At 69.8% G+C, this 11662-nt stretch carries 14 protein-coding genes; 4 read left to right on the top strand and 10 right to left on the bottom strand.

Annotated elements, in window-relative coordinates; translation table 11 throughout:
• Positions 1-38 precede the first annotated feature (38 nt).
• The 7 genes from EAS64_RS17480 to EAS64_RS17450 form a co-directional block, all read right to left on the bottom strand.
• On the bottom strand, positions 39-377 hold the full coding sequence (locus EAS64_RS17480; protein ID WP_145854056.1) for an MGMT family protein: 339 nt from the start codon (positions 375-377) through the stop codon (positions 39-41).
• Positions 374-1639, bottom strand: a complete 1266-nt coding sequence (locus EAS64_RS17475) for a S8 family serine peptidase (protein WP_145854055.1) — start codon at positions 1637-1639, stop codon at positions 374-376. The genes EAS64_RS17480 and EAS64_RS17475 overlap by 4 nt, the downstream gene beginning before the upstream one ends.
• Positions 1633-2511, bottom strand: coding sequence for a hypothetical protein (locus tag EAS64_RS17470; protein WP_145854054.1), 879 nt, complete (start codon positions 2509-2511; stop codon positions 1633-1635). The genes EAS64_RS17475 and EAS64_RS17470 overlap by 7 nt, the downstream gene beginning before the upstream one ends.
• 108 nt (positions 2512-2619) lie before the next feature.
• Positions 2620-3435: a class I SAM-dependent methyltransferase gene (locus EAS64_RS17465; protein WP_145854053.1), complete on the bottom strand. Its 816-nt coding sequence runs from the start codon at positions 3433-3435 to the stop codon at positions 2620-2622.
• 94 nt (positions 3436-3529) lie between these two features.
• Positions 3530-4360: an alpha/beta fold hydrolase gene (locus EAS64_RS17460; RefSeq protein WP_145854052.1), complete on the bottom strand. Its 831-nt coding sequence runs from the start codon at positions 4358-4360 to the stop codon at positions 3530-3532.
• 160 nt (positions 4361-4520) lie between these two features.
• Positions 4521-5723, bottom strand: coding sequence for a mannose-6-phosphate isomerase, class I (gene manA, locus EAS64_RS17455; protein WP_145854051.1), 1203 nt, complete (start codon positions 5721-5723; stop codon positions 4521-4523).
• A 43-nt stretch (positions 5724-5766) separates the two neighbouring features.
• Positions 5767-5994, bottom strand: coding sequence for a DUF8836 family protein (locus tag EAS64_RS17450; protein ID WP_145854050.1), 228 nt, complete (start codon positions 5992-5994; stop codon positions 5767-5769).
• A gap of 307 nt (positions 5995-6301) precedes the next feature.
• Between EAS64_RS17450 and EAS64_RS17445 the strand changes: the two genes are divergently transcribed.
• A complete protein-coding gene (locus EAS64_RS17445) occupies positions 6302-6703 on the top strand; it encodes a VOC family protein (RefSeq protein ID WP_145854049.1) in 402 nt (133 codons plus the stop codon).
• A 214-nt stretch (positions 6704-6917) separates the two neighbouring features.
• On the opposite strand, the gene moeZ is transcribed toward EAS64_RS17445, so the two are convergent.
• The 3 genes from moeZ to ku all read right to left on the bottom strand — a co-directional run bounded on the left by moeZ (position 6918) and on the right by ku (position 10005).
• The gene (gene moeZ, locus EAS64_RS17440) at positions 6918-8096 is read right to left on the bottom strand and encodes an adenylyltransferase/sulfurtransferase MoeZ (RefSeq protein ID WP_145854048.1); all 1179 of its coding nucleotides are present in this window, start codon (positions 8094-8096) and stop codon (positions 6918-6920) included.
• Between the two features lie 80 nt (positions 8097-8176).
• Positions 8177-9130 (bottom strand): alpha/beta fold hydrolase, encoded by a 954-nt coding sequence (locus EAS64_RS17435; RefSeq protein WP_145854047.1) that lies wholly within the window; start codon positions 9128-9130, stop codon positions 8177-8179.
• Positions 9127-10005 carry a non-homologous end joining protein Ku gene (gene ku / locus EAS64_RS17430; RefSeq protein WP_145854046.1) on the bottom strand — a complete coding sequence of 293 codons (879 nt, stop codon included), beginning with the start codon at positions 10003-10005 and terminating at the stop codon, positions 9127-9129. The genes EAS64_RS17435 and ku overlap by 4 nt, the downstream gene beginning before the upstream one ends.
• Positions 10006-10272: 267 nt before the next feature.
• Here ku and EAS64_RS17425 point away from each other — a divergent pair, with 267 nt between their 5' ends.
• The 3 genes from EAS64_RS17425 to EAS64_RS17415 all read left to right on the top strand — a co-directional run bounded on the left by EAS64_RS17425 (position 10273) and on the right by EAS64_RS17415 (position 11443).
• Positions 10273-10452: a hypothetical protein gene (locus EAS64_RS17425; protein WP_145854045.1), complete on the top strand. Its 180-nt coding sequence runs from the start codon at positions 10273-10275 to the stop codon at positions 10450-10452.
• 28 nt (positions 10453-10480) lie between these two features.
• Positions 10481-11131: a TetR/AcrR family transcriptional regulator gene (locus tag EAS64_RS17420; RefSeq protein ID WP_145854044.1), complete on the top strand. Its 651-nt coding sequence runs from the start codon at positions 10481-10483 to the stop codon at positions 11129-11131.
• A 75-nt stretch (positions 11132-11206) separates the two neighbouring features.
• Complete coding sequence (locus EAS64_RS17415; RefSeq protein WP_145854043.1) at positions 11207-11443, top strand: DUF3107 domain-containing protein; 237 nt, start codon at positions 11207-11209, stop codon at positions 11441-11443.
• Positions 11444-11662 lie beyond the last annotated feature (219 nt).

Below are 11662 nucleotides of genomic sequence, written 5' to 3'. Positions count from 1 at the left end.
CCGACATTCTGGCTATTGAATCAGCGGTTGCCCTTGATTCAGCGGTTGCCCTGCCAGCGCGCGCGGCGCATGTCGACGCGGACGGGTTCGGCGGCGGACCGCAGCGGCGTCCCCTCGGCCTGATAGTGCGAGAGCGCCGCCGTGTCGTGACCTGGCGCCGGCGTGCCGTCCGCGTGGATCACCCGCCACCAGGCGGTAGCGCCGCCGAAGCGGGCGAGCACCCGGCCGACCTGGCGCGGGCCGCCGTCGCCGAGGTACTCGGCGATATCACCGTACGACATGACCTGACCGGGCGGTATCGCGTCCACGACGTCAAGGACCCGGGCGGAGTACTCGTCGATCGCGCCACCCTCGTCCTCATCGTGCGCCACCGTCATCCGCGCTGCCCCGTCATCGTCGCCACCCTGTCGTCGTTACGCCGCCGGGTCAGCAGCAGCACGACGCCGCCGCAGAGCACGGCGACTCCAGACACCGCGAGGAGGACCAGGTACCCGATCAGACCGCCCGTACTGCGCGGCCCGACCGGGGCGGCGGGCTGGGCAGCCGTGCCGCCGCCGAAGTGAGCGGTGAGCGGTACCTGCGACTTCGCCGGGTGCTCCGCCATCAGCCCGCGCGCCGCCTTGAGCGCCGCGTCGGCGTCCACGATGCCGAACCCGGTGAGCACGTCGTAGCCGCCGCCGGGCGGGTCCTGCTGCGCGGTTGACGTCAGCGCCTCGGTCACCAGCGCCGGGGAGATCCGCGGGTACGCGGACTCGATAAGGGCGGCCACGCCGGCCACCAGGGCGCACGCCGGGCTGGTCCCGTCGACCGTGTAGTACTGACCGCTCCTGCCCTGCGCGGGAACCTTCTTACCGGGGGCGGCGACCTTGACCGACAGGTTGCCGCTGGAGAACGTCGTCGGCGTGCCGCCCTGTTGCACCGCCCCCACGCTGATCACGCCCGGGTACTCGGCGGGAAACGACACCGGGGCCAGGTTGCGGGTGTGGGAGTGCTGTGTGTCGTTGTCGCCCGAGTTGCCGGAGGACGCGACGAGGACTACGCCGCGGGAGTAGGCGTACTGAATCGCCGAACGGACCGCCCTGCTCGGCGCGGAGTAGCCGATCGACATGCTGATCACCTTGGCGCCATCCATGACGGCCGTTCGTATCCCGTCGGCGAGCTCGCCCTGGATCCGCGTCTCCCGCTCTCTGTCGTAGTTGCGGTAGCCGGGATCCTGCATGTCCGGTATCACCCGGATGGAAAGGATCGTCGCCTCCGGTGCCACTCCGGTGACGCCGTCGCCTTCGCTGTCGCTGCCGTGCCCGGCGATGATCGACGCCATCCAGGTGCCGTGCAGCCCCCAGTTGGGGTCGCTCGGCTTGGTCGTCAGCCTGGTGTAGTCGATATTTCCGCCGCGCACGTTGCCTTTCAGGTCGCTGACGTTCCCGTCCACGCCGCTGTCGAGCACAGCGACAACGACGCCGTGACCCCTCGTGATGTTCCACGCGGCCGGGACGTCCATCATCTGGAAGACCCACTGCTGCTGCTGGCTGACGGAATCGGCGACCGCGGCCGTGCCGGGGAGCAGGGCGGGCAGCAGGCCGAGCGCCACCGCCGCCCCGGCGCTCAGCAGCGCACGCCGGCGCGCGATGCTCAGCATCCCGGTGTCCCCGGGCAGTGCGGCGGCGGTACCGGCGAGGCGAGGACCGAGAGCACCGCGTGCGCGACGCCGTATCCGGCGCTCATCATCTCATCGTCGGCGTACCTGTCCTCCGCGACCTGCTCGCGCGGCCGGGGGTCGGCGTACCCCACGGTGTACAGCACCACGTACGTCCCCGCGTCAAGGACGCCCGATAGCTGGCGGCGGCTCCCGGTGAACGCGGCGGCCGGGGTGTGCACGAACCGCACGGCGCGCACCGTGGGCCCGAGGCCGTGCGAGGCCGGGGCGCTCGCCAGCGCCTGCTCGGCAGCCGCCGCCTGGGCCGTGCTCGGCAGCACGGCGACGCCCACGGTCAGCACGTAGCTGTCCGTCTCGTCCGCGTAGGTGGCCGCAAGCAGGGTCGCGCACCCGTCCTTGTCGAGGATCGCGGCCGCTGACGGATCGGTGGCCGCCGCGCAGGTCGCCTCTTTGGCGATGCCGATCCGCCGCGCGCCGAGCGTCAGCGAGCCGCCGTCATCGAGGGTGGCAGGCGGCGAGTAGCCGACGGAGCCGGGAAAGATCGCAGCGGCCGTGAGCGCGCGCCACCGCTTCGCGTACTCCCAGTCGGTGATCTGCTGCCGCTGGGCGGCGGTGAACTTCCTCGGCATCGCCTGGTTCATCACGGCGGGAATCGCCCCGGCCAGGCCGAACAGGCCGAGCACGAGCGCGGTCCAGGCGAGGAACCTCACGCGGCGCTGGCTGGCCACGGCGACCGGATCGTACGGCGACTCGAGCTCAGGCGGCGCGGTACCGCCGAACTCCGGTTCTCCCGGGTAGGGCGGCTGAGCGCCACGCCAGGACTGACCGCCCGCTCCCCCGAAGTCCGTTGCCACAGTGAAATGCTATGGCTTGCGATGACCGGGCGGCCCCGCTGCGAAGAGTATCTATCATTACCTGGCGGTGACATTACCTAACTCACCGCCGGCCAGCAGTGCGTGCCCTCAGTGACGCCCGGCACGCCAGCACCAGGACCGCATCGGCATGTCGAGCACGGGCTCACCCTCCGCGACGCCGTCCTGCCTGGTCCCCGCCACGGCACGGCCGGCGAGCACGTCGCGGCACCGAGCCAGGGCCGCCGCACGGTCGGCGGCCGAGGCGGTGATAAAGGCGCTGTTCGTCGCCAGCCATTCGAGCACGGCGGCCAGCGGCATCGTCCGGCGGAACCGGAACGACGCGGCCTCTCCAGCGCCGAACCGCGAGCCTTCGGGCAGGGTGACGGTGTGATGGCGGTCCAGCCTGGCCCGGACCTCGTCCGCCGTGCGCGGCGCGGTGTCGGCCTCCGCTGGCTTGTACACGCCCTCGAGCCTGAGCAGGTCGAGTTCGGCCACCCAGTCGTCTGTCCGGTCCCTGCTCGTCCAGATGACGCCGAGGCGGCCGCCCGGCCGCAGCACCCGGGCGATCTCCGGCACGGCCCGCCGCGGGTCAAGCCAGTGCCACGCGGTAGACACGAACAACGCGTCCGCGGTGCCGTCAGCCAACGGCATGGCCTCGCCGTAGCCCGCGCGGACGTCGACCTCGGGCGAGCGCCGGGCCAGCACCTCGCGCATGCGCGCGTCGGGCTCCACGGCGATGACCCGCCCCGCGCGCCCGAGCAGCGCGCGGGTGAACAGCCCGGTTCCCGCCGCCAGGTCCACGGCGACGTCGCAGCCCGCGGGGACCAGCCAGTCCATCGCCGAGGCCGGCGGTGCCGGCCGCACCCGGTCGTAGCTCTCCGCGACGCTCCCGAATGATGTGGCTATTTCATCATTAATGGCCATAACCCCAATTATCCGAACGGTTTCGTGGTGCCAGCAACCAGCCCCGCGAGACCGCTCTCGGCGGCTGGTCAACGCGGCATGCGGCGCCGCGGTGTCACTCGGCGTCCGAGGCAGCGGCGAGCTCGCCGAGCGGCGCGCCGCCCCTCGCGGCACCGACCACGTCGGTGATCGCGGACACGACCAGGTCCGGGTCACCTCGGTTGAGGTAGTGATCCGGACTGTCCGAGACGACGTGCAGGCTGTCCGCGGAGAGCCCGGCAAGGTCGGCGTGCAGATCATGCCAGGCCTTCCATACCCCTTCGGGTACCGAGGGATCCCCTGGGGCACAGGTCAGCACGACCAGCGGACGGTCGCCGAGCGCTCCCGGCGGCGGTGCCTCCCGGCCCGCGGTCGCCCGGCGGAACGCTCGCCACTCGCGGATGATCGACCGCCGGTCGCCGCCGCGACGTGATTCGGGCGACTCGCGGAGGATGGAGGGGATGGTCAGCAGCCCGGAAAGGCGGGCACGGAAGGGCCGGAGCGGGTCGAGCACCGCCCGCTGCCCCTCGTGGCTCGACTCGACAAGGACCATCCCCGCGACCCGGTCGGGATGGGCCGTGGCGTACGCGCGCACGTAGATACCGCCCGCCGAGTGCCCGGCCAGGACGAGCGGCCCGGTCACGCCGAGCTGCCCGAGCAGGCCGTCCAGGTCGGCGGCGATGTCCCGCGGCGCCCGCCCGTCGCGGGCGGCGCCGCTCGCACCGTACGGAGCCCGGTCGTAGAGCACGACCGAGGTCTCCCCGGCGAGGCGTTCCGCGATCGGCTCCCAGTCCGCGGCACATCCGCCGAAGCCCGGCTCGATGACCACCGTCGGCGCGCCCCGGCCGTAGACCCTCGCCGCCAGCCGGTGTCGTCCCACCCGGATCATCCGCGTGCCGCCTGCCATGGTTCACCTGCCGCGCAATTCAACGTAAATGGGTTCCGGATTACGTTAACTGGCAGGCTTTGCGATGACTAGGCGCAATACGGTTATTTATCCGTTATTTTAGATTCCACGTTTACTGCATGCTCAAATGCAATGCTCAAATGCACGTGCATTCGCCGCCTCAGCCGGCGGAAAAGCCATTTCCCGCGATGAACAGGGCCGCGGGACCGGACGCGGTCACCTGGCCGTCCGACGCGGGGATGAAGCACGATTCGCCGCGGGCCACCTTGAGCGTGGCCTGCCCGGCCCGCAGGAAGCCCGCACCGTCGGCGCACAGCACGATCCGCGCACCGCCCGCGCCTGGCAGCAGCGTTTCTCCCGGCCCGAGGTCGGCGTGGTACAGGCGGAATTCCGGGGCGGGCGAGTCGTAGACGGACACACCGCCACCGAGCGACCGCGGCTCGATCACGGGCACCTGGGCCGCCGGGTCAGTGAGCTTCAGCAGTTCCGGCACGTCGATGTGCTTGGGCGTGAGCCCGGCCCTGACCACGTTGTCGGAATTGGCAAGCAGCTCGACGCCGGTGCCCCGCAGATAGGCGTGCGGGCCGCCGGCCGGCAGGAAGACTGCCTTGCCAGGCCTGAGCACCGTGTACCGGAGCAGCAGCGCGGCGACGACGCCGAGGTCGCCAGGATGGTCCACCGCTACCTTGGCGATCGCCGCGCAGGCCCCGGCGTACTCCCCGTCGCTCGCCGCGAGCCTGGCGCACGCGGAAACCACCGCGCCGACCAGGGCCGCACGGCTGCCGTCCCAGGTGAGGATCGAGCCGAGCGCCGCGGTCATCGCCGCGGGCTCGGCGGATGCGTCAAGCTCCGCCGCGAGCGGCTCGAGTTCGGGAACCGCGAGGGCGCGCAGCAGGCGCGCGGTGTCCCGCGGCGTGCGCATGCCCGCGAGCACCTCGAAGTCGGTCATGGCGCACAGGATCTCCGGCTTGGGCCAGTCGTCCACGTAGTTGCGCGACTTGTCGCCAGGCGCGAGGCCGCGCTCGGTCTCCGCGCGGAAACCGGCCTCGGCCTGCTGCCGCGACGGGTGGACCTGGATCGACAGCGCCTTCTCGGCAGCGAGCACTTTCAGCAGGAACGGCAGCCGATCGCCGAACCGCGCCGCGCACTCGGCGCCGAGCTCGCCCGCCGGGTCCGCCGCGATCACCGCGTCGAGCGTGCGGTGGACGCCACCCCGGTCAACCCCGGACGGGGCGGACGGGTGCGCGCCCATCCACAGCTCCGCCTCGGGCTGCTCGGTCGGGGCGGGCCGCCCCTGAAGCTCGGCGATCGCGGTGTGCGATCCCCACGCGTACGGCTGGGTCACCGGTTCGAGAAGGTCCACCCGAGCAGGGTAGTGGATGCGCGTTGCGACACGCCGGAGTGCGTCAGCCCGCCGAGCTGGTGTCCGCCGGGTGCTCGACGAGCGCGATCACCCGGCTCGCCATGAAGCGCGCGGTACGCACCAGCGTGCCGGTCCTGGTCACCTCGTTCACCTCGACCACGCCCCGCACGGTGCTCACCTCGACTCGCCGCCCGGCACGGGTAGCGCTGACCTCATAGGTTTTAGCGCCGTCTCCGGTGTCGACCACGATCTCGACGCGGTCCCCTTTCACGGCACCCCCCAGTCAGGCGGAACGTCCATTTCATGACATACCACTCCCAGCCCCGCCGAAACTCCCGCCTCTCCCGCCGGCCGCTTCGCCCGCCCCGCATTCACCGGCAGCCGTAGCCGCGGGCCACTTTACTTAACCGACGGTGAGACATTTCCGACAAAGTGGGCGAGAAAGTGGTCGCCAGTTAAGCAAAGGCGAAAAAGTGGTCGCGCGCTAAGCAAAGGTGACAGACGAATGGTGGCGGGATGGGTCGGCAACCATGCGGGAGGGCGAGAAGCCCCCCGCGGCGCGTGGTTTGCTGAGCGTCATGACAGACAGCCAGTCCGCAGCCCTGGAGATCCACGAGATCACCTTCGACGCGCAGGACCCGCACGCGCTGGCCGACTTCTGGGCCGCCCTGCTCGAGCGCGAGATCCGGCCCGGCGACATGCCGCAAGACGACTCGGTACTAGTCGTGCCCACTCCGGGTCAGCCCGGACTGCTTTTCCTGCGCGTCCCGGAGGGAAAGACAGCGAAGAACCGCATCCACTTCGACCTGTGGCCCACCTCCACCGGGCGAGACGAGCAGATCGCACGAGCCACGGCCCTGGGCGCCATGGTCCTAGACGACCGCCGCCAGCCGAACGGAAAGGGCTGGGCAGTCTTCGCCGACCCCGAGGGAAACGAGTTCTGCATAGGCCGCAGCGCCGCCGAGCGGGAACGGACCTGACAAGCCCGCGGCAGCGCCGGCAAGTGCCATTCCTAAGCCATAACGCAAGGCCTTAGCCGCCCGCTGGCAGGCCGGAGGCCTCGCGGCCGGGGTTCTTTTGACCCCGTAAGAGGCGGCGGCGCGGGGAGATTCTCTCGCGACCTTCCGAAGGAGCGTCGCGAGAAATCTTCCCCGCGCACCTGGCCCCGCCCGCTTTGGGTTTTAAGAAAAGGTGCTAGTACGTAGGCAGTGAAGGGTCGACCTGGTGGACCCAGGCCAGGACGCCGCCGCCCACGTGCACGGCGTCGGAGAAGCCGGCCGCCTTCAGCACCGCGAGCACCTCGGCGCTGCGCGCGCCGCTCTTGCAGTGCAGCACGATCTGCTTGTCCTGCGGCATCTTCTCGAGCGCCGACCCGTTGAGGAACTCGCCCTTCGGGATCAGCGTGGCGCCGGGGATGGAGACGATCTCGTACTCGTTCGGCTCCCGGACGTCGACAAGGAAGATGTTGTCGCCGCGCTCCTGCATCGCCGCCAGGTCCTTGGCGCTGATCGTGGAGCCGACCACGGCCGCTTCCGCCTCCTCAGAGACGGCGCCGCAGAACGCCTCGTAGTCGATCAGCTCGGTGACCGTCGGGTGCTTGCCGCAGACCGCGCAGTCCGGGTCCTTGTTGATCTTGACCGAGCGGTAGGTCATCTCCAGGGCGTCATAGATCATCAGGCGGCCAAGCAGGGGGTCGCCGATGCCGGCGATCAGCTTGATCGCCTCGTTGACCTGGATGGAGCCGATCGACGCGCACAGCACGCCGAGGACGCCGCCCTCGGCGCAGGACGGGACCATGCCGGGGGGCGGTGGCTCCGGGTAGAGGCAGCGGTAGCACGGGCCGTGGTCCGACCAGAACACGCTTGCCTGGCCGTCGAAACGGTAGATCGAGCCCCACACGTACGGCTTGTGCAGGAACACGCAGGCGTCGTTCACCAGGTAGCGGGTGGCGAAGTTGTCTGTGCCGTCGATGATCAGGTCGTACGGCTCGAAAATCTCCATCACGTTGTCGGATTCGAGCCGTTCCTTGTGCAGGACGACGTTGACGTAAGGGTTGACCTCTTGGATGGACTCCTTGGCCGACTCCGCCTTGGACTTGCCCACGTCGGAGACGCCGTGAATGATCTGGCGCTGCAGGTTCGACTCGTCGACCGTGTCGAAGTCGACGATGCCGAGCGTGCCGACGCCAGCCGCGGCCAGGTAGAGCAGCGCCGGCGAGCCAAGGCCGCCCGCGCCAACGACGAGCACCTTCGCGTTCTTCAGGCGCTTCTGCCCGGCCATGCCGACGTCGGGGATGATCAGGTGGCGCGAGTAGCGCTTCACCTCGTCGACCGACAGGTCCGCGGCCGGTTCAACCAGCGGTGGCAGCGACACTGTGCAAACTCCAGTCAGGTTGATGTCTTGGCCTTCTCAGCCCGCGAACCCGAGGAGACCGGGACGAAAAGGTTTACTCGTCAAGCGTCAACCGGGTCACGGCGGCCGGAATTCCCCGCGTCCCGCGTCGCCTCAACCATCTCACGGAACAGGACCGACACCGCGCCCGGCCGCTCCATTTGCGCGATATGTCCCGTTTGCGGCAGGACCAGCACCCGCGCGTTCCTGAAGGCACGGACGGCGCGAACGGCGAGCCGTGGGTTCACCAACCGGTCATTGCTGCCGTACAGGACGAGGGAACGCGCGGTCACCCGGCGTGCCGCATCCCACAGCGAGAACGGGCGCGGCCTGAGCGTCTCGGCCACCAGGGTGCGCGCGGCGCGCGCGAGCGACCTGGCGCCGTGGCCAAGCCCGTCCCTGCGCCTCAGCTCCTCGACCTCGAGTTCGAACCGGTCCGGGTGGACGCACGATGGATCGTAGAAGCAGACCGCGAAGACGCCCGCCACCCGGTCACGGACAGGAAAGTGGCCGATATAGCGGCGGACAAGCCACTCGCCGACAAAGGGCAGCGCGATCACCGGGAAATGCGCGATCGAACGACGCGGCCGCAGGTCGGGGAGCGCCGGGGAGATCAGGGTGAGAGTGCGGACCAGGTCCGGCCTGCGGGCGGCCACCCGGACCGCGACCGCACCGCCCATCGAGTTGCCCATCAGGTGCACCTGGCCGGCATCCAGGGTCTCGATCAGCCGGATCACGGTGCCGGCCAGGCCGCTGACCGAGTACCCGGCGCCGCCGCGCGGCGGCGGGGACTGCCCGGAACCGGGCAGGTCGAGCGCGGCGCAGTCGAAGTCGGGCGCGAGCTCAGCCATCAGGTCGGTCCAGTTGGTCGCCGCACCCGACATGCCGTGTACGCAGAGCACAAGCTCACGGTCCGCAAGCCCGGCATCCCGCCGCGGCGTCGCGGCGACCCAGACGCTCTCGCCTGGCGCGATGGTGACATGACGGCCCGGCCAGTGCGGGATCGGGGTCGTCACGCGCTGGCCTTCTTGCGGCCGCCCGGAGGCTTGCGCTGCTTGGGCGCCGCCGGTGCGGGTTCTGCGTCGTCTTCTTCCGTGTCCTTGGCCCGGTTCGCCTTGGCGGCGGCGACACTCGCGCGGAGCGTCTCCGTGAGGTCGGCGGGGCCGCCGGGCGCCCCGGCGGGCACCGCCGTGCCCGCCGGACGGACCACGTCGTTGCCCTCGATCTTGGCCTGCACGAGCGCCTCCAGCGCCTCCCGGTAGGAATCCTTGTACAGCGCGGGGTCGAAGTCCTCGGTCATGGTGTCGATCAGCGACGCCGCCATCTTCAGCTCCTGCGACCTGATGTCAACGTCCTCGTCGAGGAACTTGAAGTCGGGCGCGCGCACCTCGTCGGGCCACAGCAGGGTCTCAAGGACAAGCACGCCGTCTCTGACCCGCAGCGCGGCGAGCGCCTCGCGCTGGCGGATCGCGACCTTGGCCACCGCCACCCGCCCCGACCGCTCGAGCGCGTCACGGAACAGCACGTAGGCGCGGACGCCCGACGGGTCGGGATCGAGGTAATAGGCCTTGTTCGCCAGGATCGGGTCGAGCTGCCCCGCCGGGCTGAAGTGCAGCACGTCGATCCGCTTAGCGGTGGCGAGCGGCAGGTCCTTCAGGTCGTCGTCGGTCAGCACCACCATGTCGCCGGTGGCGAGCTCGTACCCCTTGGCGACGTCGGCGTAGGGCACCTCTTCGCCGTCCACCGAGCAGATCCGCCTGAACTGGATCCTGCCGCCGTCTTCCCGGTGCACCTGGCGGAACGCGACATCCCGTTGCTCGGTCGCCGCGTACAGCTTGACCGGGATCACCACCATGCCGAAGGAGATCGCCCCGGCCCAGATGCTCCGCATACTCTTTACCTACCCATAACCGTTTGCCGGCCAACGCGACCCGCTGCTACACCCACTGTCATGCGCCTGCCCCCTTCCCCGCAAGGACAGGAATCACCCCGCGGCGACACCAAAGACGGAGGGTAGGGGTCACCACCGGGGGTACAGGGGGACGACCCCCCTGGGGAAAACTGCAATGATTACCTGAACGGGGAAATGCAGGTTACTGCTTCCGGCGGCTGGACAGTGTCACGCTCCGGACGGTAACGAGCGAAGCGGAGGTCGGCAGTGAGCGAGCAGGGCAGCCAGCAAAGCATCGAGATGCCGGTCGAGGACGCCGCCGAACAGGCACGCGAGGTGCCCGAGGAGGACGACGAGGAGCTGTCGACGGTACCGCTCGAGGTGGATGAGGCCGACGCCGCGGAGCAGATCAGGGACGCGGGCTATGACGACGAGGACTATCGTTAATATTTGTCGTCCCAACTCGGAGAACACGGTGACCGCCACTTCTGCCACCCGCCCCAGAGGAACCCGCCTGCCGAGGCTTGCCCGCCGCCGCCAGCTGCTCGACGCGGCGATGGAGGTCTTTGTCGCGCGCGGTTACCACGCCGCTGCGATGGACGAGATCGCCGAGCGGGCCGGCGTCAGCAAGCCGGTCCTCTACCAGCACTTCCCCGGCAAGCAGGAGCTGTACCTGGCCCTGCTCGACGAGAGCGTGGAAACGCTCATCGGAGCGGTCGCCGACGCGATGCGGTCGACGACCGACAACCGGCAGCGGGTCACCGCGACGTTCGCGGCTTACTTCGAGTACGTGGCCGAGCACAGCGGCACCTTCCGGCTCGTCTTCGAGTCGGACTTCACGAGCGAGCCCGCGGTCCGGGCCAGGCTCGCGGAGGCGGACCGGATCTGCGCGGACCTGATCAGCCAGGTGATCAAGGAAGACGCGGGACTCGCGGACGAGGAGGCCTACCTGCTGTCCATCGGGCTGCTCGGCATGGCCCAGGTCAGCGCCAGGTACTGGCTCAGCACCAGGGACGAAATCCCGCGTGAGGCCGCGGAACAGCTCGTGTCGCGGCTCGCCTGGCGCGGCATCAGCGGCTGGCCGCGGACCAGTGACCAGGCGGACCATCCGTCAGGCGAGCACTGAGCGGGCTCGCGGTAACCGACACTGCGCCTTTCCCGTTACCTTGCTGACGGGAAGGCTGACAGAGAGGGAAACGCCGTGGAAGTCAAGATCGGCATACAGTCCATCCCGCGGGAACTCGTGGTGGAGACCGACGCGACCCCCGAGGAAGTAGAGCGCGACCTGGCGGCGGCGCTCGCCGCGCCCGAGGGGAAGGCGATCTTCGCGCTCACCACCCAGAAGGGCGGCCGGGTCCTCGTACCCGCCGACAAAATCGCATTCCTCGAGTTCAGCACCGACCAGGCGCGCCGTGTCGGCTTCGGCAACATCGTCTGATCCGGGAATGCTGCTGGTACCGTGGGTGTAAATAGCGCGACTGGAATGACATAAGGCCAGTTCGCGTTGACACTGACGCGGTAGTCAGAACGCGGCGCGCCCGAACGCGAAGGCGCGGGCACCGGACGCCGCTCACGGAGGAACCCCTGACAACTCAACTTACCCAAACCGAGGCTGGCGAGGAAACGCCGGCCAGCCCCCTGCCCGGCGCCAGAACGC

Source organism: Trebonia kvetii (assembly GCF_007827045.1).
Lineage (GTDB): Bacteria > Actinomycetota > Actinomycetes > Streptosporangiales > Streptosporangiaceae > Trebonia > Trebonia kvetii.
Note: the sequence above shows the minus strand (reverse complement) of the source record. Positions and strands in the feature narration are given on the sequence as shown.

Excerpts from the sequence above, each read along its gene's own strand:
- EAS64_RS17465 (WP_145854053.1), bottom strand. The coding sequence starts at position 3,435 with ATGGCCATTAATGATGAAATAGCCACATCATTCGGGAGCGTCGCGGAG.
- ku (WP_145854046.1), bottom strand. The coding sequence starts at position 10,005 with ATGCGGAGCATCTGGGCCGGGGCGATCTCCTTCGGCATGGTGGTGATC.
- EAS64_RS17445 (WP_145854049.1), top strand. The coding sequence starts at position 6,302 with ATGACAGACAGCCAGTCCGCAGCCCTGGAGATCCACGAGATCACCTTC.
- EAS64_RS17460 (WP_145854052.1), bottom strand. The coding sequence starts at position 4,360 with ATGGCAGGCGGCACGCGGATGATCCGGGTGGGACGACACCGGCTGGCG.
- EAS64_RS17475 (WP_145854055.1), bottom strand. The coding sequence starts at position 1,639 with ATGCTGAGCATCGCGCGCCGGCGTGCGCTGCTGAGCGCCGGGGCGGCG.
- EAS64_RS17480 (WP_145854056.1), bottom strand. The coding sequence starts at position 377 with ATGACGGTGGCGCACGATGAGGACGAGGGTGGCGCGATCGACGAGTAC.